The sequence below is a fragment of the Nonomuraea thailandensis genome (genome assembly GCF_024172165.1).
GTDB lineage: Bacteria > Actinomycetota > Actinomycetes > Streptosporangiales > Streptosporangiaceae > Nonomuraea > Nonomuraea thailandensis.
In genome coordinates this window covers 3,711,618-3,735,065 of sequence record NZ_JAMZEB010000002.1, presented here as the reverse complement: position 1 = coordinate 3,735,065, position 23,448 = coordinate 3,711,618, and the positions used below count along the sequence as shown (strand labels likewise).

General features: G+C 69.6%; 22 protein-coding genes and 1 pseudogene. 11 read left to right on the top strand and 12 right to left on the bottom strand.

Features of this window, described 5'->3' with window-relative positions; translation table 11 throughout:
* Window positions 1–13: 13 nt before the first annotated feature.
* On the bottom strand, window positions 14–1,138 hold the full coding sequence (locus tag HD597_RS20675) for an FAD-dependent oxidoreductase (protein WP_253744310.1): 1,125 nt from the start codon (window positions 1,136–1,138) through the stop codon (window positions 14–16).
* A 54-nt stretch (window positions 1,139–1,192) separates the two neighbouring features.
* Here HD597_RS20675 and HD597_RS20670 point away from each other — a divergent pair, with 54 nt between their 5' ends.
* Window positions 1,193–1,885, top strand: coding sequence for a TetR/AcrR family transcriptional regulator (locus tag HD597_RS20670; protein ID WP_253744309.1), 693 nt, complete (start codon window positions 1,193–1,195; stop codon window positions 1,883–1,885).
* Between the two features lie 145 nt (window positions 1,886–2,030).
* Window positions 2,031–2,225 carry a hypothetical protein gene (locus tag HD597_RS20665; RefSeq protein WP_253744308.1) on the top strand — a complete coding sequence of 65 codons (195 nt, stop codon included), beginning with the start codon at window positions 2,031–2,033 and terminating at the stop codon, window positions 2,223–2,225.
* 402 nt (window positions 2,226–2,627) lie between these two features.
* Here the strand turns inward: HD597_RS20665 and HD597_RS20660 are convergent, their stop codons facing one another.
* From HD597_RS20660 to HD597_RS20650, 3 genes are all read right to left on the bottom strand, one after another.
* The gene (locus HD597_RS20660; RefSeq protein WP_253744307.1) at window positions 2,628–3,926 is read right to left on the bottom strand and encodes a coiled-coil domain-containing protein; all 1,299 of its coding nucleotides are present in this window, start codon (window positions 3,924–3,926) and stop codon (window positions 2,628–2,630) included.
* A 204-nt stretch (window positions 3,927–4,130) separates the two neighbouring features.
* The gene (locus HD597_RS20655; RefSeq protein WP_308210969.1) at window positions 4,131–5,438 is read right to left on the bottom strand and encodes an IS4 family transposase; all 1,308 of its coding nucleotides are present in this window, start codon (window positions 5,436–5,438) and stop codon (window positions 4,131–4,133) included.
* 841 nt (window positions 5,439–6,279) lie between these two features.
* Entirely contained in the window at window positions 6,280–7,185 is a 906-nt protein-coding gene (locus tag HD597_RS20650; RefSeq protein WP_372513384.1) for a tyrosine-type recombinase/integrase, read from the bottom strand.
* Between the two features lie 54 nt (window positions 7,186–7,239).
* On the opposite strand from HD597_RS20650, the gene HD597_RS20645 reads away from it, so the two are divergent.
* On the top strand, window positions 7,240–8,244 hold the full coding sequence (locus HD597_RS20645) for a coiled-coil domain-containing protein (protein WP_253744305.1): 1,005 nt from the start codon (window positions 7,240–7,242) through the stop codon (window positions 8,242–8,244).
* Here HD597_RS20645 and HD597_RS20640 read toward each other — a convergent pair.
* Together HD597_RS20640 and HD597_RS20635 are read right to left on the bottom strand one after the other, a co-directional pair.
* Window positions 8,190–9,540, bottom strand: a pseudogene (locus tag HD597_RS20640) (IS256 family transposase). The gene HD597_RS20645 and the pseudogene HD597_RS20640 sit on opposite strands and share 55 nt — an antisense overlap.
* Before the next feature lie 98 nt (window positions 9,541–9,638).
* Window positions 9,639–10,559, bottom strand: a complete 921-nt coding sequence (locus HD597_RS20635) for a LysR family transcriptional regulator (RefSeq protein ID WP_253744304.1) — start codon at window positions 10,557–10,559, stop codon at window positions 9,639–9,641.
* 95 nt (window positions 10,560–10,654) lie between these two features.
* Here HD597_RS20635 and HD597_RS20630 point away from each other — a divergent pair, with 95 nt between their 5' ends.
* A complete protein-coding gene (locus HD597_RS20630) occupies window positions 10,655–11,407 on the top strand; it encodes an alpha/beta fold hydrolase (protein WP_253744303.1) in 753 nt (250 codons plus the stop codon).
* Between the two features lie 70 nt (window positions 11,408–11,477).
* Window positions 11,478–12,350, top strand: coding sequence for an oxidoreductase (locus HD597_RS20625; protein WP_253744302.1), 873 nt, complete (start codon window positions 11,478–11,480; stop codon window positions 12,348–12,350).
* Window positions 12,351–13,290: 940 nt separating this feature from the next.
* Here the strand turns inward: HD597_RS20625 and HD597_RS20620 are convergent.
* From HD597_RS20620 to HD597_RS20605, 4 genes are read right to left on the bottom strand one after another with little or no spacing between them, the layout of a single operon-like run.
* A complete protein-coding gene (locus HD597_RS20620; protein ID WP_253744301.1) occupies window positions 13,291–14,082 on the bottom strand; it encodes an MBL fold metallo-hydrolase in 792 nt (263 codons plus the stop codon).
* Window positions 14,083–14,105: 23 nt separating this feature from the next.
* Entirely contained in the window at window positions 14,106–14,906 is an 801-nt protein-coding gene (locus tag HD597_RS20615; RefSeq protein WP_253744300.1) for an alpha/beta hydrolase, read from the bottom strand.
* Between the two features lie 11 nt (window positions 14,907–14,917).
* Window positions 14,918–15,751: an alpha/beta fold hydrolase gene (locus tag HD597_RS20610; RefSeq protein WP_253744299.1), complete on the bottom strand. Its 834-nt coding sequence runs from the start codon at window positions 15,749–15,751 to the stop codon at window positions 14,918–14,920.
* A gap of 27 nt (window positions 15,752–15,778) precedes the next feature.
* A complete protein-coding gene (locus tag HD597_RS20605; protein WP_253744298.1) occupies window positions 15,779–16,600 on the bottom strand; it encodes an alpha/beta fold hydrolase in 822 nt (273 codons plus the stop codon).
* 310 nt (window positions 16,601–16,910) lie between these two features.
* Between HD597_RS20605 and HD597_RS20600 the strand changes: the two genes are divergently transcribed.
* The 3 genes from HD597_RS20600 to HD597_RS20590 are packed head-to-tail and all read left to right on the top strand — an operon-like array spanning window position 16,911 to window position 19,829.
* Window positions 16,911–17,879, top strand: coding sequence for a helix-turn-helix domain-containing protein (locus HD597_RS20600; RefSeq protein ID WP_253744297.1), 969 nt, complete (start codon window positions 16,911–16,913; stop codon window positions 17,877–17,879).
* A complete protein-coding gene (locus tag HD597_RS20595; RefSeq protein WP_253744296.1) occupies window positions 17,866–18,834 on the top strand; it encodes a helix-turn-helix domain-containing protein in 969 nt (322 codons plus the stop codon). Before HD597_RS20600 ends, HD597_RS20595 begins: the two co-directional genes overlap by 14 nt.
* 5 nt (window positions 18,835–18,839) lie before the next feature.
* The gene (locus HD597_RS20590; RefSeq protein WP_253744295.1) at window positions 18,840–19,829 is read left to right on the top strand and encodes a helix-turn-helix domain-containing protein; all 990 of its coding nucleotides are present in this window, start codon (window positions 18,840–18,842) and stop codon (window positions 19,827–19,829) included.
* A gap of 273 nt (window positions 19,830–20,102) precedes the next feature.
* Here the strand turns inward: HD597_RS20590 and HD597_RS20585 are convergent, their stop codons facing one another.
* Together HD597_RS20585 and HD597_RS66835 are read right to left on the bottom strand one after the other, a co-directional pair.
* The gene (locus tag HD597_RS20585; RefSeq protein ID WP_372513383.1) at window positions 20,103–20,429 is read right to left on the bottom strand and encodes an integrase core domain-containing protein; all 327 of its coding nucleotides are present in this window, start codon (window positions 20,427–20,429) and stop codon (window positions 20,103–20,105) included.
* Window positions 20,377–20,730 (bottom strand): DUF6192 family protein, encoded by a 354-nt coding sequence (locus HD597_RS66835; RefSeq protein ID WP_372513624.1) that lies wholly within the window; start codon window positions 20,728–20,730, stop codon window positions 20,377–20,379. The genes HD597_RS20585 and HD597_RS66835 overlap by 53 nt, the downstream gene beginning before the upstream one ends.
* Here HD597_RS66835 and HD597_RS20580 point away from each other — a divergent pair.
* The 3 genes from HD597_RS20580 to HD597_RS20570 all read left to right on the top strand — a co-directional run bounded on the left by HD597_RS20580 (window position 20,611) and on the right by HD597_RS20570 (window position 23,397).
* Window positions 20,611–20,910: a hypothetical protein gene (locus HD597_RS20580; protein WP_253744292.1), complete on the top strand. Its 300-nt coding sequence runs from the start codon at window positions 20,611–20,613 to the stop codon at window positions 20,908–20,910. The genes HD597_RS66835 and HD597_RS20580 overlap by 120 nt on opposite strands.
* Window positions 20,911–21,408: 498 nt before the next feature.
* Window positions 21,409–21,864 carry an RDD family protein gene (locus tag HD597_RS20575; RefSeq protein ID WP_253744291.1) on the top strand — a complete coding sequence of 152 codons (456 nt, stop codon included), beginning with the start codon at window positions 21,409–21,411 and terminating at the stop codon, window positions 21,862–21,864.
* 12 nt (window positions 21,865–21,876) lie between these two features.
* Window positions 21,877–23,397, top strand: a complete 1,521-nt coding sequence (locus tag HD597_RS20570) for a serine/threonine-protein kinase (protein WP_276082965.1) — start codon at window positions 21,877–21,879, stop codon at window positions 23,395–23,397.
* The last annotated feature ends 51 nt before the right edge of the window (window positions 23,398–23,448 follow it).

Here is a 23,448-nt window from a genome sequence, read left to right as displayed (position 1 = left end):
CCGTGCCCGGCGGTCAGGACGGCTGGAGTTCGTCGAAGAAGGCGAGGGCGTCGGCAGGGTCCGGGCTCACGAGGCGTTCCAGCCCGGCTGCCGTGATCTTCGCCCATCTGCCGGCCCGTGCCCACATCCGTTCCTCGAAGGCGCGGACGGCCTCGTCCAGCTCGGCGGGGCCGGGGGCGGTGGCGACGGCTTCGGCGAGTTCGGCGCCTTCCAGCATCGCGAGGTTCGCGCCCACGCCCAAGGGGGGCATCAGGTGGGCGGCGTCGCCCAGCAGCGTCACCCCCGGGACGTGAGCCCAGGTGTGGGACACGGGCAGGACGTGGAGGGGGCGCTGGACGAACGCGGCGCCCTGGCGCAGGAGGTCGAGGACAGGCGCGGCCCAGCCCTCGAACATGGCCAGCAGCCTCGACCGCACCGCCGCCGCATCGTCCCAGTCCAGACCCGCGTGCCAGTCCAGCGGCGCCCGGAACTGGGCGTACACCTTCACGTGGCCGCCGCTGTTGCGCTGGGCGACGAGGGCGCGGCTGACGCCGTACACGGCCAGGGAGCCGTCGCCGATCAGCCGGGCGAGGTCGGGGTGGCGGGTGTCGACGTCGTCGAGGGAGGTCTCGACCATGGTGATGCCGGTGTAGCGCGGCGTCGCGGAGGAGACGGCCGGGCGGACCCGGGACCAGGCGCCGTCCGCGCCGACCACGAGATCGAACGTCTCCTGCCGCCCGTCCGCGAACCGGACCAGCACGCCGTCCCGGGTGCCCGGCACCACCTCGGTCACGCCGCTCCCCCACTGGACGTCGAGGGAGCCGAGCAGGAGGTCACGCAGTTGCCCGCGGTCGATCTCCGGGTTGGCCAGGTCGTCCGGACGGGGCCGCCAGTCGCGCAGGACCGTCCCGTCCACGTCCAGGATGCGCATGGCCTGCCCCTCGGGGCGCGACAGCGCCTGGAACCCCGCCAGCAGGCCCGCCTTGTCCAGCGCGAGCTGGCCCATCCCTTCGTGCAGGTCCAGCGTGCCGCCCGGGGGACGGGCGTCGCGGGCGGGATCGCGTTCGAGGACGCTGACGGGCCGGCCGTGGCGGTGCAGGACGCGGGCGAAGGCAAGCCCGGCGGGGCCGGCGCCGACCACGGCGATACGCTGTCTCATGTCGATACACTGTATTGACAGAAGACGGCGTATCGCAACAGTACGATGTGCCGCATGACTGTGTGGGACCGGCCGGAGCCGCCAACCCGCCCCGCGCCCCTCGACCGGGAACGCATCGTCGCCGCCGCCATCGCGCTGGCCGACGAGGGCGGGCTGGAGGCGGTGTCGTTGCGCAAGGTCGCCGCCCGCCTCGACGCCGGCCCGATGCGGCTCTACGGATACATCTCCACCAAGGAGGAGCTGTTCGACCTCATGGTGGACGAGGTCCACGCCGAGCTCCTCCCCGAGGAGCAGCCCGGCGACTGGCGGGAGGCGCTGCGCGTGCGCGCCCACCTCACCAGGCAGGCCACCCTCCGCCACGAATGGCTGGCCGACCTGCTCGGCGGCCGTCCGGCACTGGGCCCGAACGCCCTCGCCGTGGCCGAGGCCACACTGGCCGCCCTCGACGGCCTCGCCGACCTCGACACCGTCCTGCGCGCCGTGGAGACCGTCAGCGCCTACATCACCGGCGCGATCAGACGCGAGATCGCGAACCTGCGGGCCGAGCGCGCCACGGGCCTGTCCGATCGCGACTGGCAGCGCGCCTCCGGCCCGCACGTGATGCGGATGCTGGCCACCGGCCGCTTCCCGGCCGTGGCCAAGTTCGTGCACGACGGCACGGAGGTGGACGCCGAGGAGTCCTTCGCGACCGGCCTCGACTGGGTCCTCGACGCCGTGGCCGCCAAGCTGGCCCGGCCGCCGGCGTGACACTTCCCGCCTCCTGGCCAGGCAGTGCACCGTCATCGCCGGCGGCACCGAGGCAGACCGCGACTACGAGCTCGGCCGGTATCGCCGCCTGCCGCGCCGGGGCGGCCGGACGATGACCACCGCCGGCCGCGGCACGGGATACGCGATGCGTTCGATCGTCACGCCGGGGCCGCGCGTGCGGGCGATGATGGCCCGCTCGCGGCGAGCGGACCTCACCGCACTGGCCCGGCACGTGGACCGGGAGGCCGTCCGGCCGATCGCCGGGGACGTCCACCCGCTGGAGACATCGGCCAGGCTCACCAACTGGTTGGGACCGGGCGTGCACGCGGCAAGCGGGTGATCACTGTACTGCCCAGCCCCTGACTCCTGGACGGGCCGTCGCATCGCCGCCGGCGAGAACCCCTCATCGGGGCGTTGCCCACAGCGGTCATCAGCGGTTGATGTGCTTGCTGCGCGGCAGCACGTCGTCCACGTTGAGCGCGGCGGCGGGGAGCGGTGTCCCGCCGAACGCGTTCCCGCCGCGGTCCAGCGCGGCGAGGTAGGCGCGGGGTCACACCAACCCCATGTCCGCCAGGCGCAGCGCATGAAATGCGGGGCCTCCGCCCCAGCCACGTGCAACACGCGAGAAGGGCGGGCACCCGTCCCCAACAGGTGCAGCGCAGGGAGGGGCCGGACACGCGTACAGCACGCGGGGGAGGCCGACGGCCATTCCGTCACCTGGCAGCGCAAGGGGCGATGGGCGTCACGCCGAACGCATCTCCGCCGCCACCGCGCGCTCCCGCAACTGCGCCGCCTCCGCCCGTGCGGCCTCCAGTTCCGCCCGCAGATCCTCCAGCCGGATCCGCTCCAACCGCAACTCTCCCTGAACCCGATCCCGCTCCTTGACCGCGGCATCGGCCCGCGACTTCTCCCGCGACACCGCCTTGCGCTCCCGGACCACGGCCGCAGCCCCTTCGTCTTCCAGGGACGTGACCCTCCCGGCCAGCCGTTCCGCCTCCTCCGCCGCCTGCGCGGCGTCCTTGAGCGCCACCGCACGGTCCCGCTCGGCTCCGGCCACGGCCCGCTCGGCCTTGACGGCCCGCTCGACGGCCCGCTCCCGCTCCTGCACGGCGGCCTCCTCACGCGCCCGAGCCCCGATCACCTCACGTTCGGCCTGCTCACGCGCCTGCACGGCCGCCACCGTCTCCTCCCGTGCACGATCCCGTTCCTCACGGGCCAGCGCAGCCTCCTCCCGCGCCTGCACAACTCCGGCCCGCGCCTCCTCCTGCGCCTGCACGACCGCGGCCCGCGCCTCTTCCCTCGTTTGTTCGGCTTCGGCGCGAGCCTCCTCTCGCGCCTGAACAGCTTCGGCCCGTGCCTCCTCCACCTGCCGACCGGCCAGCTCGACCCGCTCGGCCAGCTCCTGCACCGCCTGATCCCTGGCCTGCTCGATCAGCTCGACCCGCCGCGCCGCCTCCTCAGCCCGGCGCTCGGCCAGCTCCGCACGCCGCTTGGCCTCCTCGGCCGCCTGCAACGCCTGCCGCTCAGTGCTCGCGGCCTCACGCAACGCGGCCAGCGCCTGCTCCCGCGCCCGCTCAGCGTCACCCAGCGCCGTGTCGCGCTCCTGCTCGGCCTCTTCAAGCCGCACCCGCATCTCAGCCGTCTGCCGGCGGGCGTGCTCGGTGGCCTCGCGCGCGATCCGTACCTGCTCGAAGGCCTGCTCCCGCTCGGTACGCGCGATCGCCACCCGCGTGTGCGCCTCGGCCTGCACAGCGCTCAGCTTGGCCTCGACCCCGGCAGGACTCAGCTCCTCGGCCAGCGCCCGCGCCAGCGGCTCGATCGCCGCGGCAAGCCCGCTCTCCATCCGGTCGTACAGCTGCTCCGCCCGGGCCAACGCCCCTTCCAACCCGGGGGTGGCCCGCCGCAACTCCCGCTCCCGCTTGGCCGCGGCCTGGCAGTCCTTCTCAGGACAGTACGCCTTGGGCCGCCCCCTCCCCCGCCGCTGCTCGATCGGCGCACCACAGTGCTGACAAGGCGTTACCAGGCTGGTCTCTGCTGTCACTCCAGCAGTCTAGCATTTTCGATTTTCTAGAAAATAGAAATCAGAAAAAACGATCCGTTGCGTGGCGCGAGGTGGCGAGCAACTTGCGAGAAGGCAGAATTCCCGCAAGTAACTGGTCATGAGCCAAGAGGCGTCCGGATCGCATGGCAACTGAGACTGGTCATCTAGCTGCAACGCCGTTCAGTTAGAGCTGAGGTAGCGGTGTCAAGGGCTGGCCGGAAGCATGTTGATGCTGATGGTGGCCTTGTAGGTGGTCCGGTCGATGGCGGGTCCGCGGGCGTTGTATTTGGAGATCGCGCGTTTGACGATGCGGTCTTTGGTGCGGACTCGCCGGGCGGGCAGGAGCTGGGTCAGGACGTGACGGCCGATGGTGCCGATCAGGTCGATGTCGGTGCCGGTGATGACGCCGGCGGCCAGAATGAGCTGGTCGCGGGCGGCGCTCAGGGCGATCGTGAAGCCGGCCCGGTCTGGGTCGGTGCCCGGGACGCTGTCGGTGGCGTCGGTCATCGCGGTCCGCAGGACCTGGTAGGCGGTCAGCAGGGCCCAGACCTCCTGTTCGATGCCGTCAGGGGTGCGCGCCCGCAGGACGTGTCCGCTCAGGATGGTGGACTTCAGCTCGGCGTAGGCGGTTTCGATCTCCCAGCGCTCGTGGTAGAGCCGGATGAGATCGGCCGCCGGGTGGCGAGCGGGATCGGTGAGGGTGGTCAGCAGCCGGTAGTGGCCGGTGCGGGTGCCCGCCGCGGTGCGGATGGTGATCTCGGCGTCGATGACGCGGACGGTCAGCGCGCCGAGCCGGGCCAGGACCGAGCCGTCTCGGCAGCGGGCCACGGCGGGCAGGGTGCGGCCGGACTTGCAGCGCACCAGCAGGTCGGCGCCGGTGGCGGCCAGCCGGTTGAGCAGGTCGGTGGCGGCGAAGTTCCGATCGCCCAGCAGGAGCATCCCGGCCCGCAGCTGGGCGGCCAGACGACGGGCGTAGTCCAGCTCGCCGATCGTGGCGGGTCCGAACACCGCCCCGATCATCGACCGGGTCCCGCAGGCCACCAGCGCGGCCAGACGCAGTTGCGGGTAGCCCGAGGTTCCGTTGCCAAGCCGCTGCCGGGTGAACACCGCCAGGTTGGCCGGACAGTCCGGGACCGGCAGCAGGGTGCCGTCGACGGCGACCACCCGCAGTCCCCGCCACCATCCTGCCGCAGCGGTCGTCACCGCAGGACCGCTGACCAGGTCGAACAGTGCCTTCATCGGGGCCGGCCCGAGCCGCTGGCGGGCTTGGCGAAGAGCGCTGCCGCTGGGCCGTACCGGGGCCAGGTGCGCCAGCCCGGCACACAGCCGGTCAAAGACCTGCCGGTAGCCCAGTCCGGTGAACAACGCGCCTGCCAGCAGCAGGTAGACCGTGACCCGGGCCGGCACCAGCCGGATCCTGCGCTCCAGCGCACGCGTCTCCGCCAGCACCTCATCGACCATCTCGAACGGGATGATCCGGGTCAGTTCACCCAGGTGTCCCGGCGCGAACACCCCAGCCGCTACCCCGGCCGTTCGTTGTATGGCAACCTGTTCCAACAGCGGAGCTCCTGTGGTGAGGATGTCTTGGAGTGACAGACCTCTTCTACAGCGGCTCCGCTCCTTCGTTCACCGGTCTTGACGAACGGCCCTCTCCCTTAACTGAACGGCGTTGCATCTAGCTGTCCTGCAGGTTCGTCATTGCCTGTCACTTCATTGGTCACGTCTTGTCACTCAGCTGGCCTAGCCATGTGCGCATTGCCTTACATGTAACCATTTGACCAGATTCTCACGCGGCAGCACTAGTTGGCATTTAATTTCTTATGGTGTTTAAAATTATCGTTTTGGCAGAAACGTGAATTTTAATTTTCTTTTTGGGGTCGAGGGTCGGCGCTTGCCGGATTCTCGGCCTCTTCATTAGGCACCATATTCTGGTCGCTGAATTTTTGGAAATACTTCTCCTTGCCGACACGGGCTCTGGAGAAAGTCTCTGACCTGCAGATTTGCCAGGCAGCGGCTGTGTCCGGCGTCGTATGGGCTTGTTCGATTGCTCGAGCCGACGTTCCTCGCCTGGGCTGTCGATCATGGTAGATACCTGGCGGCATCGTAGGACAAGTGATGACCACCACGAGGACAGTTCGGTGACCAATGAGCGTCTCACCAGCAGGTTCGTCGGGTAGTGTCCACGCCGTTAGTCACTGGTGCTCCCCGTGTGACGCGCAGGTTCGTTGACAGCGGAAACGCAGAACTATGACAGCGAGGACCGCGTGTGTGGCCGTCAACCTGCGCATCTGTTGGGACGAGTCACCTAAGTTTCATGAGCCTGCACACCTGCTGTTTTGCGCGTTTTGGCTGGTCAGAGCCCCACATTGCGCATGGCGTTGTCCCGCCAGCGGTCCACGGCCCTGATGTACCGCAAAACCACGGGTGAAGCGGGGGCCCAGCGGCCGTGCTTGGCGATGACCGCGACCGGGACGCCGGCGGCGTAGGCGACGGTGGCGCCGCCGGCGCGCAGGCTGTGCGCGGTGACGGTGTCGGCGGAGGGCACCCCGGCGCGGACGGCGAGGTCGCGGACGATGGTGTTGACGGCGTCGGCGCCGAGCGAGGGGCCGATCGTGCCGTGCCGGTTGATGCGGCGCAGCAATCTTCCTGAGGTGTGTCCGGCCTGGTCAAGCACATTAAGCCAGTCGCGCCAGGCGGCGACGGGGTCGGTCAGCGGATGGCTGCCGCGCGGAATGGCGATGGTCTCGCCCGCGGAGTCCTTGTCGGTCTTGGAGGTGCGGATGGTGACCTCGAGCCCGTCGGCGACCTCGCGCACGTCCTCCCGCTGCAGGGCGACGAGTTCGCTGCGGCGGCCCATCAGGGCCAGGCCGAGCACCAGCAGCAGCCGGTCGCGCCGCCCGATCGGGGTGTCCAGGTCGCAGGCGGACACCATGGCGCGCAGGGCGTCGATGGTGATGGGCGGGGCCTCGCGCTGGCCGCGTCCGCCGGCTTCGGCGCGCTGGCGTTTGTAGGCGCGCAGGGCCAGGCGGGCGGATTCGGTGGCGGGCCGTCCGAGGTGACCGGCGAGGCGGTGCATGGTGCGCACCGCGGCGATGGCCTGTTCGATGCTGGCCGGGGCCTGGCCAGCCTCGCACAGCCCAGAGGTGTATTCGGCCAGCGTGTGCGCAGTGGCGGGCAGCGCGATGCGGCCGTGCTCGGCGCACCAGGCGTTGAAGGTCGCCCATTGGCGGGCGTAGGCGCGGCGGGTGTTGGCGGGCACGCCGTCGGCGATCCGCTCCTGGGTGCGGGCGCTGAGGGTGTAGTCGGCGGCGGTATGCCCGGCTGCCGCGCCAAGTACTGCAGCGACGCCTGCCGGGCCGCCGCCTACCGGGCGCGCACCACCGTGCACGCCGTCCCCGTAACGAACGCGCTGCTGCGCACCCAGGACCTGCTCGCGCCGCTGCTGGCGGCCGGCGAGCAGTGGCAGGCCGCCCAGGAAGCGCTGCGCGCCCAGCTGGCCGAGCTGAACCGCGGCGCGCTGGCCCAGGTGGAGGCCGCCGAACAGGCCGCCGAGGAAGCCCGCGCCGCCGCCGCGGCGGCCGAGCAACGCGCCACCACTGCGGCCAACACGGCCACCACCCGGATCGCCGCGGCCGAGCAGGTCCGCGCCCAGGCCGAGATCGCCCGTGACCGTGCCGAGGAGCGCGAGCAGGAGGCCTGGCGACAGGTCGGCGAGCACCAGAACGCCCGCACCCGAGCCGAGCAACGCGCCACCGAAGCCGCCGACCGGCAGCGTCAGGCCGAGCACGACCGGGACACCGCCCGCAGGCGAACCACCGAACTCACCGAACTGCACGCCACCGCGACCGCCCGCATCACCGAGTTGGAACAGCAGACCAGCGACCAGCAGCACGAGCTCGCCGACCTCCGTCGCCAACTGATCGAACAGGAAGCCCGGACCCGGAAAGCCGAGCAGGAACGCGACCAGGCTCGCGGCATGGCCGGGGTGCACGCCGAGGAGGCCGACCGGCTGCGCCAGGCGCTCACCGCCGAACAACAGCGGCGCGAGCAAGCCGTCACCGCGGCCGCCGTGGCCGAGCAGGCCCGGACCCTCGCCGACCAAGCAAGAGCCGCGTCCGTCGGCGAGACCGAACGCCTGCGAGGCGAACTCGCCGAGCTCGCGAGCGCGCTGAAGAGCGCCCACCAGCAACGCGAAGAGGCCGTTACGGCCGTCGCCGTTGCACAGGCGCTCCTGCGTGAGCATCAATCCCATCGCGCCCCGGATCAGAGCAAACCCGAGGCTCCTGGCATCACCACACCAGCAGCATCGGAGGCGTAGCGGTGGATCGGAGGGTTCCCATCCTTGGGTGCCACAAGACGTTCGACGAGCTTGCCGTCGATGAAGGTGGCCCCGGCGCGGACCAGGGCGACCAGGTGGGCGCCGTTGACCGCACGCCAGCGGGATTGGGCGGATTCGATCAGTTTGAAGGCCATGGCCAGGCCGGCGGCGCGGGAGCCGGGTCCCTTGGTGACCTTGGTGCGGTGCCGGACGGTGGCGAACGTGGACTCGATCGGATTGGTGGTGCGCAGGTGCCGCCAGTGCTCGGCCGGGTAGTCGTAGAAGGCCATTAGTTCTTCCAGGTCGTCGGTGATCTTGGCGGCGGCTCTTGGAAACTTGGCGCCGTAGGTGGCCCTCGAAGGCGGCGACCGCGGCCAGCGCGTGGTCCTTGCTCTCGGCGTTCCAGATGTCCGCGAGAGCCTTCTTCGCACCCGGGTGAGCCGACTTCGGCAGCGCCCCGAGCACGTTGGCGATCTTGTGAAACCAGCACCTCTGCGCTCTAGCCTGTGGAAACACCTCGGCCAGCGCGGACCAGAAGCCGAGCGCGCCGTCCCCGATGGCGAGCACCGGAGCGGACATGCCGCGCCGGGCGCAATCGCGCAGCAGGTCGGCCCAGGATTCGGTCGATTCGCGGTAGCCGTCGGTGAGGGCGATGAGTTCCTTACGGCCGTCGGCGCGCACCCCGATCAGCACCAGCAGGCAGAGTCTGTGCTCCTCCAGGCGGATGTTGACGTGAATGCCATCAGCCCACAGATAGACATAGTCGACACCGGACAGGTCACGGGCAGCGAAGGCACGCTGCTCGGCCTTCCACTGCTCGGTGAGCTTGGTGATGACCGGCGCCGACAGCCCGTTGCCGGTGCCGAGGAACTGACCCAGCGCGGGCACGAAGTCGCCGGTGGACAGGCCATGCAGGTAGAGCAGCGGCAGCACCTCGGTGATGGCCGGGCTCTTACGGCACCACGGCGGCAGGATGGACGAGGAGAAGCGCCGGCGCTCCCCAATCGCCTCGTCGACGCGCTTGTCGTTGACGCGTGGGGCGTGCACCTCGATTGCGCCCGCGCTGGTCAGCACCTGCCGGGGCTGGTGATAGCCGTTGCGCACGACCAGGCGCCGGCCGACCTCGTCACGCTCGTCGGCGAAGGCGGCGATGTAGGCGTCGACCTCGGCCTTGAGCGCTTCGGCGAGCATCCGGCGGGCGCCCTCGCGCACCAGCTCGTCGATGAGCGCGGGCGTCGGGGCGGGAGTGACGGCGGTGTGGTCGCGGTCAGCGGGGTCAGGGACTACGGTGAGCACGGGTGTGCCTTTCCGGCCGACGTTGGCGCGTCGGTCATGCTTGGTGGAATCACATGATCACCGGGAAGGTACACCCCTCTCCCGGTGATCCACAGATCTCAAGCATTGCTCGGAGGGGCCGCAACGCTGGTGATGGGCCCGACCAGGAGGTCCTTCGCGGATCGTACGAACCCTGTGACGAGTGGGTTGGTGTCTGCGCTCCGGGTGGCCACGACGATCTGGCAAGGCTCGATCCCGTCGAGCGCCACGGTGACCAGGCCGGGGCGCAGGGTGTAGCGCCGGTCGCCGGCCGGGACGACGGCGATGGCGGTGCCGTCGGTGATGGCCTCGAGTTTGTCCTCGTAGGTCTCGGCCAAGGTCGGACCCACCGGGGCGGGTTCGCTGCCCGGTCGGGGTTCGAGCCGCCAGAAGGTGGTCCATTCGACGCCCATCCCGGTACAGCCCACGAGTGGTTCTGCGGCGATGTCGGCGGCCGTGACCGCCTCTTTCCCGGAGAGGCGGTGCGAGGCGGGCACGAGCAGGACCCGGGCCTCGGAGTACAGGACTGTCACCTCCAGATCCTCGGCTGGGATCGGCAGCGGCGTGCGGGTGACCAGGACATCAACCTGCCGCTCCAGCAGCGCGGAGGCGTCCTGTGAGCCGAGGTGACGCGTACGGACGTGGGCGTCGGGATAGCGATGGCGCAGGTTGCGCACGGCGGGTGTGATGACGAGGTCGTCGACGTACCCGATGGTGATCGTGCGCGCCGGCGCCGCGGCCCGGGCGGTCTGGACCGCCTGCTGGGCGCCGTGCAGCAGGCGCTGTGCCTGGGGCAGGAAAGCCGCGCCTGCGGCGGTCAGGCGGCTGCCCTGGGTGGTGCGCTCCAGCAGACGCACGCCGAGCGTGTTCTCCAGGCGCTGGATCTGACGGCTCAGGGAAGGCTGGGCAACACGCAGTTCCTCGGCCGCCCGGGCGAAGTTCAGCTGCTCGGCGACGACCGTGAAGTACCGGACCAGCCGTAGGTCCAGATCGGGAAGCATGCCCCGAGACTAGTCCCTCGTTATGCATTTCTTGCATCACGGGGTGCAAGGCAGGTCTTGGACGCCCATGCCGGCCTGGTGGTGTCATACCTGGCATGACCATTGTCTTTGTCCACGGCGTCCCGGTGACCTCTGCGGTCTGGACCCCTGTGATCAGCGAACTGCCCACGTCCCAGCAGCAGGACGTGGTCCGGCTCTCACCTCCAGGCTTCGGCGCCGCACTTCCGGCAGGCTTCGGTGCCACCTTCCTGGACTACCGCGATTGGCTCATTGACGAACTGTCGCAGCTCAGGACCCCGGTGGACCTGGTCGGTCACGACTTCGGCGGCGGTTACGTGCTGGAGGTCGCGATGGCCCGTCCCGATCTGGTGCGCAGCTGGACCAGCGACACCATTGGCGGGTACGAGCCGGACTTTTCGTGGCATGAGATCGCCAAGACCTGGCAGACGCCGGAGGATGGGGAACGCCACATCGAGGAAACCTTCTCGGGAGACGCCGCGGAACGGACGGCGCGCATGATCTCGTGGGGCATCCCGGAGCCGGCGGCCGGCCAGGTGGCGCTTGGGCAGGGGCCCGAGATGGGCCGGGCCATTCTGTCGCTGTACCGCTCGGTACCCGAGAACACGCTGGCCGAACGCGGGCGCAGGCTGCCCGCGGCCGCGGCCCGGCCCGGTCTGGTTCCCGTGGCCACCGACGACCTCACCGCCGGCAGCGTTGCCCTGCGCCACCGCGCCGCCCGGCGCGCCGGCGCCCGTGCCGTCGACCTCGACGGGCTCGGTCACTGGTGGATGCTTCAGGACCCGGCCCGGTCCGCCCGCATGCTGTCGGACTTCTGGAACAGCCTGTGAAGCCGCACACCCGGAAGCCATCGATCTTGAACACCACGCAACACGATCACGGAAAGACCGCCGTCACCTCATGACCATGCACATCCCCGATCAAACCGGCCGGACCGTCATCGTCACCGGCGGCAGCAGCGGCATCGGCAAGGCCACCGCTGCCGCCCTGGCGGCGAAGGGCGCACGGGTCATCCTCGCCGTGCGCGACCAGACCCGCGGCCGCGCGGCCGCCGCCGAGATAGGCGGCCTCACCGAGTCACGCCCCCTCGACCTCGGATCGCTGGCCTCCGTACGCGAGTTCGCCCGCACGACCGACGGCCCCATCGACTACCTGATCAACAACGCCGGTTCCATGACCGACACCCTGCGGCACACCACCGACGGCTTCGAGAGCCAGTTCGGCGTCAACCATCTCGGGCACTTCGCCTTGACGAATCTGCTCCTGAGCCAGATCACCAGGCGGGTGATCACCGTGTCCTCCACCAATTACCGCAGCGCACACATCGACTTCGAGGACCTGCAGTGGCAACGACGGCCCTACCGGCCGTTCGGCGCCTACGGACAGACCAAGCTGGCCAACCTGCTGTTCACCCGAGAACTGCAGCGCCGCCTGAGCAGGGCCGGCTCACCGATCCTGGCCACGGCAGCACATCCCGGCTGGGCAGCCACCGGATTCACCATGACCACCGGCCGGCGCATCCTTGACCACACCCTCGCACTGGGAACGCGGCTACTGGCCCAAAGCCCCGAAGGCGGCGCCCGACCGACCCTGCTGGCCACCATCGGCGACGTCCCCGGCGCCAGCTTCTCCGGCCCCAGCCGGTTCGGAGTACGCGGCCCCGCCGCCCTCGAAGAACTGTCCGGCGAAGCACTCAACGACGACACCGCGCAAAAACTGTGGGAAGTTTCCGAACTCCTCACCCAAATCAAGTTCCCCCTGCCCACCTCCTGAACGGCCGGTTTGACTGCCTGGCGCGGCGGCTTCACGACCTCCGGGGCTGTCTCACAGGCGAGGACTCATGCACCACCGCCTGCGGCCGGCCGCGTCCTGTGGATTCCCGTTCCATAAGTCGCATCGGGGCGCCCCACGGATGCACCATGCGCTGCGGGCCAGGTCACATGCCTGACGTGCCTGACAAGATCATCGCGTTCTGACCTGCGAGAAGAGACTGACAACCCAAGATAACGATGGCGCTCGGTGGAGTCGCTCGGCTCATCCCGGTGAAGCACCATTCTCGCCAGGGCGGTGTTGCGGTGACGTTCGGCCTGGCGGCCCGGGCCAGGGTCGATGAACAGGGCGTTCAAATGGTGGACCGGCACGCCGGCCTCGCTCTGGCGGCGGAAGGGCTGGTCCGGGTCGAGGGTGTAGTGGTTGCGGTCGCCGATCCGTTCCCGGGTGAGCTAGCCGGCCGGCCCAGCAAGCCCCACTTCCTGGTCTTCGTTTTCCGACCCGACCGTTTTCGTTTCCGGCTGCTTCGATGGCCGGTGGCCCTGGCGTGGCCACCAGCGGGCGCATCAGGACAGGCCGACCTCCTCAGCTCTGCCGGCCTCGGCCGCCCCCGGCCGCCCGTGGCCCGCCCTGGCGTTCGTCGCCAGGATGAGTTCCTGCGCCCGCGCACGGACACGTTCGGTCCGCCTGACAGCCCGCTGGAGACGGTCCCGGCCCCGGCGCAGACCCTCTTCGCCCGGTCAACGCGCTCGCGGGCCTGCCGCATCTCCTCGCTCACGAGCCTCTCTGAAACAAATTTTCCCGCCATGATGGGGACTTACCAGATCAAGCCCCACCGGGGAAGGTGGCCGGGGTTGTGTTCAGGTCCGTGGCGCCCGCGCCGTCCTGGACCGGCCGACCAAAGCGCCGGACAGGCACGCTTTCGCCGATGCAGGGCCAGGCGTTATAGCTGCAGGTGTTCCGCCGATCCGATGGGCAGCCAGCGAAAGCGGCTGCGGATCGGCTTCGGCGCCCGCAGCAGGTCGCGCTCGATGCCGTCGCGGCCCTGCCGGAAGTGCTGCCATCCCTCGTAGTGGACCGGCAGGATCGTGTGCGGTGTGATGGCCTCGCACAGCCGTACGGCCTGCAGGGCGGTCATGGTGTAGCGCAGCGGCCCGGTGAGGGGGAAGCCGACGCCGCCCAGATGCAGCAGCACCGTGCCTGGCCGGATCTGGGCGGCGGCCCGGCGAAGCGCGCGGTGGTAGACGGTGTCGCCGGTGATCCACAGCGGGCCGTGCTCCTGGCCGGGCCAGGTGAGGGCGAAGCCGATTACCTCGCCGGTGATCGGCCGGCTCAGCAGCGGCCCGTGCCGGCACGGGGTGGCGGTGATCTCGATCGGCGGCCGGCCGGGTGCCTGCAGCCGCATGCTCTGCCCGGACTTGAGCCCGCAGGCGGTGCCGCCGAGGCGGCGGGCGCCCGAGGAGGTGGTGACCGTGGTCGTGGCGGTGCTCAGCAGGAGGCGCCCGGCGCTGTCGAGGTTGTCGCCGTGGTGGTCGTGGGTGAGCAGGACGGCGTCCACCGGCCCGAGCTCGGCCATGGGCAGGGCCGGGCCGGTGAGCTTGCGGGAGGAGATCCCCCAGCCGAACCTGTAGGTTCGGCCGGGAGGGTCGAAGGTCGGGTCCGTCAGCAGCCGCCAGCCGTCGAACTCGATGAGGACAGTGGGACCGCCGATGTGAGTGAACCTGACATCCGACACGGAACACGCTCCCTTCGAGGGCGTCAGCTGTGTTGCAGGGCCCACGCCAGCACGTGGTCGGCGACTTCTTGCCAACCGGCCTGAGCCGGCAGCAGGTGAGAGCGGCCGGGGTAGGTGATGTGCTCGGTGAGGGTGCCAGGTGCTTTGTAGTGTTGGGCGTTGGAGGCCTGGACCTTGGGCGGCATGAGGTGGTCGTTCTCGCCGGAGATGAACAGCAGCGGCGCCCTGCCGGGGTTGTTGTAGTTGACGTAGGTGTCGTCGTGGCCGGGGTGGATGTTGGCCAGCGCGCTGCCCCAGAACACGTGTCCGGAGGCGGGGATGTGGTAGCGGCCGTAAGTGACCTTGGCCTGGTCTTCGGGGAAGGTGTTGGTGAAGGTGTAGCGCCACTGGTCGTAGGTGAGACCGACGGCCTTGTGCCGGTTGGCCGGGTTGCGCAGCATCGGGAACGAGGCGCGCAGCTGCGACAGCGGAATGATCTTGACGCCTTCGGTGGGGGCGGAGTTGATCGCCACCCCGGCGGCGCCGTAGCCGTGGTCCAGCAGGATCTGGGTGAACACGCCTCCGGCAGAGTGGCCGATGAGGATGGGCTGGGTGTCCAGGCCGTTGATCACCGCCTTGAGTGAATCGATGATCGCCGGCACTTCGAGGCGTTCGATCGGGGTGGGATCGGCGTTGAGGGCCTCGACCTCGACGTCGAAGCCGGGGTAGGCGGGGGCCAGGACGCGAAAGCCCTTGGCCTTGTAGTACTCGATCCAGTGCTCCCAGCTGCGGGGGGTGACCCAGAAGCCGTGAATGAGGACGATCGTGTCGGGTTTCGCGGTCATCGCGTGGCTCCTCAGCGGGTTCCGGCGTAGGCGGCCAGAATCGTGGCGGCCGAGGCCGCCGGGTGGGACATCATGACCACGTGGGAGGAGCGGATCTCCCGGACGTGGCTGCCGGCGCGCTTGGCCATCATGCGCTGGACGTCCGGGGGGATGACCTTGTCCTGGGTCGGGATGAGATACCAGGACGGGATGGTCTTCCAGGCCGGGGCGCCGCTGGGCCCGGCGAGTCCGCCGACGCTGCCCGGGCGCTGGGTGGTGGCCATCAGCCGGGTCTGGGAGGCGGGCAGGTCGGCGGCGAACACCTGCTGGAACTTGGCAGGGTCGATGTAGCCGTCGGCCGGGCCGCTGCCGTCGGGCGGGATCGTGCCGTCCGGCAGCGGGTAGTGGCGCGTGATGAGCGCCTCGCCGAGCAGGCTGCCCGGCACGCTGGTGGCGAGCTGGAGCGCGCTCTCGCCCTGATCGGGAGCGAACGCGCCCAGATAGACGAGGGCCTTGACGTTGGTGTGGCCACGGGCGGCGTTGGTGATGACGATGCCGCCGTACGAATGACCGACCAGGATGACCGGGCCGGTGATGGTGTCCAGGACGCTGGAGATATAGGCGGCGTCGCCGGCGGCATCGCGCAGCGGGTTGGCGGGCGCGATGGTCGGGAAGCCCGCGGCCTGAAGCAGGGCGATGGTGTCGTTGAAGCCGGAGGCGTCGGCGAACGCCCCGTGCACCAGCACCACAGTCGGTTTCGGCGTACGGCCGGCGGCCGATTCGGCCTGGGCGGCAGCGGAGCCGCAAAGGAGAAGAGCGACGCTGATCACGATGGTGAGAGCGCGCCTGAGATACGGGATAGGCATAGGATTCCTTGTCGTTGCCGGAGCGGTTCAGGAGGCCAGGAAGGCGAGCAGGTCGGTGGTGAACTCCTGCTCGAACGCGCCCACCAGGCCGTGCGGCGCGCCGGGATAGACCTTGAGCCGCGCATCCTTGACGATCTTCGCGGACTCCAGAGCGGCGGCGACGATCGGGACGATCTGGTCGTCGTCACCGTGGGCGATGAACGTGGGCACATCGAACTTCTTGAGGTCGGCGTGGAAGTCGGACTCGGAGAAGGCGCGGATGCAGTCCAAGGCGCCCTTGATGCCGACCTGCATGGACTGGGCCCAGAAGGCGCGGGAGACGCCCTCGGAGATCTGGGCGCCTTCCCGGTTGAACCCGTAGAAGGGGAAGGACAGGTCGTAGTAGAACTGCGAGCGGTCGGCCGCCACCCCGGCGCGGATGGCGTCGAAGGCCTCGATCGGCAGGCCCTGCGGGTTGTCCTCGGTCTTGAGCATCAGCGGCGGCACCGCGCCCAGCAGCACCACCTTGGCCACCCGGGAGGTGCCATGACGGCCGATGTAGCGGGTGACCTCGCCGCCGCCGGTCGAGTGGCCGACCAGGACGACGTCGCGCAGGTCCAGGGTCTCGATCAGGGTGGCGAGGTCGTCGGCGTAGGTGTCGATGTCGTTGCCGTTCCACGGCTGGGACGAGCGCCCGTGGCCGCGCCGGTCGTGGGCGATCGACCGGTAGCCGGCGGTTGCCACAGCGTGGGCCTGCGGGTCCCAGGCGTCGGCGTTGAGGGGCCAGCCGTGGCTGAACACGACGGGCTGTCCGGTGCCCCAATCCTTATAGAAGATGGCGGTTTCGTCGGCGGTGGTCACGAAAGGCATCGTGCGTCTCCTGTCATCGCGAGCGAGTCGGTTGCTTGCGGACCGATCGTCCCCGGGGCCCGGCCGCCCGGTCTGGCCCGTGCGTGCCACGCTCTTCACTGTGCGCGCCAGCCTGATCAAGCGCATTGACGGCGACGACCCGCCATGACCTTGACCGTTGCCCGGCTGCGCCGTACCCGCTGGCCTTTCGAGGACTGGTCAGCGCGCCGGATGATCAGCGAGAATCCGACGCAAAGGGGACACAACGCCCCCACTGCACCCCTAGGTCGCCGGGCGTTGCCGCCCGTCCGACACGCACCGGGAGGAACCAGTGCTGCTTCTGGACACCGCCGATGTTCGGCCGCAGGACCGGATCGAGGTCTTCGAGGCGGCCGCGCTCGGCCAGACCGGCAGCTGCGGGGTGGAGCACGAACTCGGCCCCGACGGTCTGATGAGCAAACGGCTGGAGGGCTGGCGGTTCGGCCCCGTGGCCATGTACTTCAATTCCGGCACCGGGATGCGGTACTGGCAGACCTCACGTCACCTGCGGATGGACTCCTGGAACACCGTCTCGGTCCTGGCCCAGGTCGCCGGCCCCGGGCGGTTCATCTGGAACGATCATCAGCAGGTCCTCACCGCCAGGGACCTGGTCGTCGCCTCCAAGTCGGCTGGCTACTGGGAACGGACCTGGTCCGGCGTCGGCTCGAACATCGCTCTCATGATCGACGCGGAGCAGATCGCGCTGCCCGACAGCATGATCCACAACGCTGTGCCGCGTATCACGCTCAGCCCGATCACCCCGCTGGTGCTGAACCACATCCACGCCCTGCGCCGTGACGCCGACCGGCTGGAGACCGACGCTGGAGGCGACGACGTCGGCCAGGCGACTCTCTCCCTGGTCCGCGCTCTCATCGCCTCCGTCATCACCGACGACCGCGCGCGCCGCGCGATCGGCAACGAGACTCTCCTGGTCCGGGTGCTGGCCTACATCCGGGCTCACCTGACCGACCCGGAGCTCACCCCGGCCCGGATCGCCGCCGCCCACAACATCTCCCTGCGTTCCCTCTACCGGCTGTGCGAGGACGGCGGCCTCAGCCTGGAGCAGTGGATCATCCGCCGCCGCCTCGACGGTGCCCGCAGCGACCTGACCGCGCCCGAGCATGCCCATCGCACTATCGACGCGATCGCCCGATCGTGGGGCTTCACCCACCCCGGCTACTTCACCCGCAGATTCCGCGGCGCCTACGGGCTCACCCCCCGCGAGGCACGGCGGCAAGGGAAGAACCATGCTGCTCTTTGAGACTGACGACATCCCGCCCGCCGACCGCGTTGACGCCTATCGCGAGGCGGCGGTGGCCGAGACCGGCAGTTGCGCCATCGACCACGAACCCGGACCTGACGGCCACGTCAACAAGCGCATCGAGGCCTGGCACTTCGACCCCTTCGCCCTCTATCACACCTCCGGCAGCGGCTTCCGCTACTGGCAGACCGCACGCCACCTGCGGATGGACTCCTGGAACACCATCTCGATCATCACCGTGCCCGCCGGCAAGGGCGGCTTCATCTGGAACGACCACCAGCAGGCCATGACCCCCCGCGACCTAACCATCACCAACAAGTCCGCCGGCTACTGGGAGGTCAACTGGAGCGGGACCGGCGCCACGCTCTGCCTCCTGGCCGACGCGGCCCACGTGGGCCCGCCCGACAGCATGATCCACACCGCAGTCCCTCACATCCCGCACAGCCCGATCACCCCGCTGCTGCTCAACCACATGCAAGCTCTGCACCGCGCCGGCGACCACGCCGCCGGCGGAGCAAGCGCGAACGATCTCGGCCAAGCGACCCTTTCCCTCGTCCGCGCGCTGGTGGCCTCGGTCGGCGCACCTTCCAGCACCCGGCGTGCCATCGCCGACGAGACCCGCCTCGTCCGGGTGCTGGCCTACATCCGGGCTCACCTGACCGACCCGGAGCTCGCCCCGGCCCGGATCACCGCCGCCCACAACATCTCCCTGCGTTCCCTCTACCGGCTGTGCGAGGACGGCGGCCTCAGCCTGGAGCAGTGGATCATCCGCCGCCGCCTCGACGGCGCCCACCGCGACCTGACCGCCCCCGAACACGCCCACCGCACCATCGACGCCATCGCCCGTACCTGGGGATTCACCAGCCCAGCCCACTTCGCCCGCAGGTTCCGCCAAGCCTACGGAAGCACCCCACGCACCTGGCGCGCCGCCTCGGCGCCGAACACCGGAGACTGACCGACATGCTCCTTCTCGACACCGACGACCTTCCCCCCGGCGATCGGGTCGATGCCTTCTACGCCGTGGCAAGCGCCGAGACCGGCACGTGCGGCATCGAGCACGAGCTCGACGCGAGCCACGGGTTTCACAAGCGCATCGCCGCCTGGCGCTTCGGCCCGGTCACCCTGTTCCGCAACCAGGGGTCGGGCATGCGCTACTGGCAAACACCCAAGCACCTGCGACAGGACTCCTGGAACACCGTCTCCATCCTCACCCAGCTCCACGGGCAGGGCGGCTTCGCCTGGGACGGCCGACAGCGCCAGCTCACCGCCTACGACCTCGCCATCGCCAGCAAGGCCACCGGCCCGTGGGAATGGCGCTGGTCCGGCACCGGCCAGAGCTTGGGGGTCATGGTGGACGCCGACCTGCTCGGCCTGTCCGACGACGTGATCCGCACCGCGATCGCCAACACACCGCGCAGCGACATCACTCCCCTGCTGCTCTCCCACCTGCGCGGCCTCAATGCCGATGCCGACCGCCTGGCCGCCGAACCCGGAGCCCCCGCGCTCGGTGACACCGTTCTGGCCCTCCTGCGTGCCCACATCGCCTCTACCACCACCGGCTCCCCCCGGCGCGAGATGGCCGAACAGACCCGCTTCACCCGCGTTCTGGCCTACGTCCGGGCCAACCTGACCGACCCCGAGCTCACCCCGGCACGCATCGCCGCCGCCCACAACCTCACTCTTCAGGCACTGCGCGAGCTCTGCGACGACAACAGCATCGACCTTGCACAATGGATCACCCATCTCCGTCTCGACGGCGCTCGCCGCGACCTGGCCGCCCCCGAACACGCCCACCGCACCATCGACGCCATCGCCCGCTCATGGGGATTCACCACCCCCACTCACTTCGCTCGCCGTTTCCGCAATGCCTACGGCCTCGCCCCCCGCGCCTGGCGCGACGGTTCGACGCCGCCGCCGTCCAAGATCACGCAGTGCTCGGGCAGTTGGTAGCCGATTGGGATCCGCTGCTTGGTCATCGGCCCTCCGCATGGGGTGTCCTCAGCCATCATCGTCGGCTCCCGGCGTCCGGTACGCCCCGGGATCGCGCGAAGCCCGCGCATCGGCTGCAGCGCAGGCCGCCACTCCTCCAGCGGCGACTGCCCCCAACAGCTGCTTCCCACCCCGTGCACCGCCACGATCTGCGCCATCGGCCCACCTGCGCTCGAGGCGTGTCTGAGAAAATGCACCAGATAGGGCCGAAAACACCTATCAATCGAGAAGGGGTTATACGGGATCCTGGCGTAGTTCGCGCCGGGTCGCAACCCGGACCTCGTGAGCAGCTATCAGCCCGGCCCGGCGGGCCTCCCGGATGGTCTCGCCCCGCCCGTGATGCTCGTCATCGGGAGTGACGTAGCCGAGGCCCTCGTGCAGCCTGACCTCGTTGCAGAACGTCCGGATCGAGTCCAGCTCGGCCTCCAGCTCCCCAGGGTCGGTGATCTTGTCCAGGTGCGGCAACTCCTCCTTGACGTGCCCGAACAGCGACTCAATCCACGCCTGGTCATTCGGCGTACCAGGACGACCGAAGTGCTGAGCGATGCGCGCCCCGGCCATGAACGTCCTGGTCGCCGAGCACGACGCGCCCGCGGCGCGGCCGAACGAGCCCGCCACGACGCCGAACAGGCCCGCGAGACCGCCGAGCAGGCCGCCACGCAGGCCACGGCCGAGCATCAGGCACCTCCTCATCGCGGGCCAGGTCGTGAAGGCGTGCGACCTTCTCCTGCACGCTGACCGGGTGCTCGACCTGGTGGCCGACGAGCCGTTTGGCGGCATCCTGCGTCCACCGGTGCTCGCCCGTTCGCTCGTCGAGCGGCGGCTTGGTGATGGTCTGCCAGTGCTGCTCTTCGGCGGGTATCTCCGCCAGGATGCGGTGCACGCTGTGGCACACGCCGGGCTGGCGCTGCTGCTTGGGCCAGCGAGCGGCGACCCACCGGTAGTTCTTGAGGGAGTTGAAGGGCACTCCTGTGTCCTCGGCGTAGCGCTGCAGCGCTGCTGTCACCGTCCACGCCTCGTCGTCGGCGCCCGCAGGATGTGATCCGCCCAGCTCTGTAAGGCTCCAGCTCGAGAACCCGATCGCCTAGATCGAACTGGCAACGGGTCTGGACCGCGACCAGTTCCCGCCCCTCGGACACGAGCTGGTCGTAACGCTCCTGGGTGACATGCCCAATCGTGGCTGGCATGGTCCGCTCTCCTTCCAGCGTGATGCGCCTTCACGATTGGGCGGGATGCGGGCCGCCAACTCCAAGTACGCTACTGATTACAAAACATGACAATACCTGGCAGGCAAAGTCTTTCGCCCGTCTAAGCCAAGATCGCCAAGGGGTTCAAATACACCCTCTAACCTGCCGGTTCTCGGTGGGGTGGGTCGGAGCGACAGCGGGGGCGCAACGACGTCATCGCTGAGTGGGCGCCAGGGGCCATACCGCAGAAGTTGAGGAGCGGATTCCAACTGGGAGCGGACGCGCGGGGGACGGGCGCTCGAATACCGTGCAGGCGGCCGCCACGACCGCTCCCGACGATCTTCGGAGTGCCAGTGTTCCATGACCTCCGCATCCCACCCCTGACTCCCCTGCCGGTGGCGCATCTGGGCTCGCGTCTCGCCGCAGCCCTGCTGGACTTCGTGGCCATGGGCGCCTTCATCATCCTGCTGACGACGACCTGGCCGGGTGGCGACGGCGCGTCGTCGCCATTCGAGAATCTGCTCGTCTGGGCGCTGATCGGCTTGTTCGTCGCAACGTACTCGCAGGTGACGACCAGCCGCTGGGGCGGAACGCCCGGCAAGCTCATCTGCCGCCTGCGTGTGGTGGCCGTACGTGACGGAGGTCCGCTGGGTTATGGGCGCGCGCTGTTGCGGCATGTGTCCCACGTGGTGATGTGGACACTGCCGGTCCTCAGCCTGCTGAACGTCGCGTACTGCCTCTGGGATCGCCCGCTGCGGCAATGTCTCCACGACAAGATCGTCAGCAGTGTCGTCGTCCGCTGTCTTTGATCCGGAGTCGTCATGACCGTCCATGAGGTGGAGGACCGGTCCCAGCGGATCGGCCCGTACCGGATCGTGCGCAGGCTGGGCCAGGGCGGCATGGGCATCGTCTACCTGGCGCAGGACCCCCAGTTCCGGCTGGTGGCGTTGAAGGTGCTGCGGCCGGAACTGGCCGGCGACGAGGGCTTTCGCCGCCGATTCGACAGGGAGGCGCAGGCCGCCCGCCAAGTCGCCCGGTTCTGCACCGCCCCGGTGGTGGACGCGGGGATCGACGGGGACGTCGCCTATCTCGTCACCGAGTACGTCGACGGCCCGGATCTGTCGTCGGTCGTCGCGACGCAGGGGCCGATGAGCGGGGCCAACCTGGAGGCTCTCGCGGTCGGAGTGGCCACCGCGCTGGCCGCCATCCATCAGGCGGGGGTGGTGCATCGCGATCTCAAGCCGTCCAACATCCTGCTCAGCGCCGTCGGCCCGCGCGTCATCGACTTCGGCATCGCCCGGCTTGCCGAGCCCGATGCCACGCAATCCGCCATCGTCGCGGGCACACCCGCGTACATGGCGCCCGAGCAGGCCGACGGCGGTCCCGCGACGGCCGCCGGCGACGTGTTCGCCTGGGGCGGGGTCATCGCGTACGCGGGCACCGGCGAACCACCGTTCGGCACCGGGCAGGCTGCGGAGGTGCTGTATCGGGTGGCTCACCACGTACCTCGCCTGGACGGGCTGGACGAGCGACTGCGGCCATGGGTGGAGCACGCGCTGCAGAAGAACCCTGGCAGGCGGCCCACGACGCAGCAACTCCTCGACGGTCTGCTGGGCCGCGAGCAGGCCACGGTGGCCGCGGCGGCCCGTGCGGTGAGCGCCGCGTGGACGCCGCCGGAGCCGTCCGCAGCGCGGTCACCGTCGATGACCGGGCGCCGCTGGCCGGCGCCGCTGCTGGCCGCGGCGCTCTCCGCCGCGCTGGCCACCGGCGTCACCATGGCCGTCCAGCGATCCGGCGAGCCGCGTGTCGTGGCGGCGCCGACCACGACGGTCACGGCCTTCGCCAGCACGACCATGACCGTGACCACCGGGCCCGCTGCCACCACTCCTGTGGCGACGAACACCATAGGCATGGGCAGCGTGCTCATACCGGGGAAGGAGGGAGCCGGACGGTCCTTCCGGCAGACGCACTATGGCAGACAGGTCCAGGGATTCGTTCAGATCGACTCACTTGTCTGGCAGGGGGACAACGTCAAACTGCAGTTCACTGTCAGGAACGACTCGGCCAGCGGGAACATGGACCTCATTCAGCTCTTTCACGCCAGCGCGACGAACCTTGCCTCGATCGAGTTGACCCTCGCGACCGAGCCGGCGCCCTTCCACCCGATGTGGGAACAGAACACATGCGTCTGTTCCGGTTGGGGTTTCCACGACACACTCGACGCGGGAGACTCCAAGCGGTTCCACGCCGTCTTCCGGCGCGTACCCAAGAGCGCCGCCACCGTCGACCTGGACCTTCTCAAGCTGGGGCTCTTCAAGAACGTGCGCATCGCCAAGGAATGAACGCAGGGTGTCGCCACCGGCGACGGGCCTCTCCGCGTGGAGCGGCTCCGT

Bases quoted from the DNA above. Each gene is read 5' to 3' on its own strand.
- HD597_RS20610 (WP_253744299.1), bottom strand. From the start codon at position 15,751: ATGCCTATCCCGTATCTCAGGCGCGCTCTCACCATCGTGATCAGCGTC.
- HD597_RS20665 (WP_253744308.1), top strand. From the start codon at position 2,031: ATGCGTTCGATCGTCACGCCGGGGCCGCGCGTGCGGGCGATGATGGCC.
- HD597_RS20590 (WP_253744295.1), top strand. From the start codon at position 18,840: ATGCTCCTTCTCGACACCGACGACCTTCCCCCCGGCGATCGGGTCGAT.
- HD597_RS20635 (WP_253744304.1), bottom strand. From the start codon at position 10,559: ATGCTTCCCGATCTGGACCTACGGCTGGTCCGGTACTTCACGGTCGTC.
- HD597_RS20670 (WP_253744309.1), top strand. From the start codon at position 1,193: ATGACTGTGTGGGACCGGCCGGAGCCGCCAACCCGCCCCGCGCCCCTC.
- HD597_RS20625 (WP_253744302.1), top strand. From the start codon at position 11,478: ATGACCATGCACATCCCCGATCAAACCGGCCGGACCGTCATCGTCACC.
- HD597_RS20585 (WP_372513383.1), bottom strand. From the start codon at position 20,429: ATGGCCGGGGCGCGCATCGCTCAGCACTTCGGTCGTCCTGGTACGCCG.
- HD597_RS20630 (WP_253744303.1), top strand. From the start codon at position 10,655: ATGACCATTGTCTTTGTCCACGGCGTCCCGGTGACCTCTGCGGTCTGG.
- HD597_RS20595 (WP_253744296.1), top strand. From the start codon at position 17,866: ATGCTGCTCTTTGAGACTGACGACATCCCGCCCGCCGACCGCGTTGAC.
- HD597_RS20675 (WP_253744310.1), bottom strand. From the start codon at position 1,138: ATGAGACAGCGTATCGCCGTGGTCGGCGCCGGCCCCGCCGGGCTTGCC.
- HD597_RS20645 (WP_253744305.1), top strand. From the start codon at position 7,240: ATGCCCGGCTGCCGCGCCAAGTACTGCAGCGACGCCTGCCGGGCCGCC.
- HD597_RS20605 (WP_253744298.1), bottom strand. From the start codon at position 16,600: ATGCCTTTCGTGACCACCGCCGACGAAACCGCCATCTTCTATAAGGAT.
- HD597_RS20570 (WP_276082965.1), top strand. From the start codon at position 21,877: ATGACCGTCCATGAGGTGGAGGACCGGTCCCAGCGGATCGGCCCGTAC.
- HD597_RS20615 (WP_253744300.1), bottom strand. From the start codon at position 14,906: ATGACCGCGAAACCCGACACGATCGTCCTCATTCACGGCTTCTGGGTC.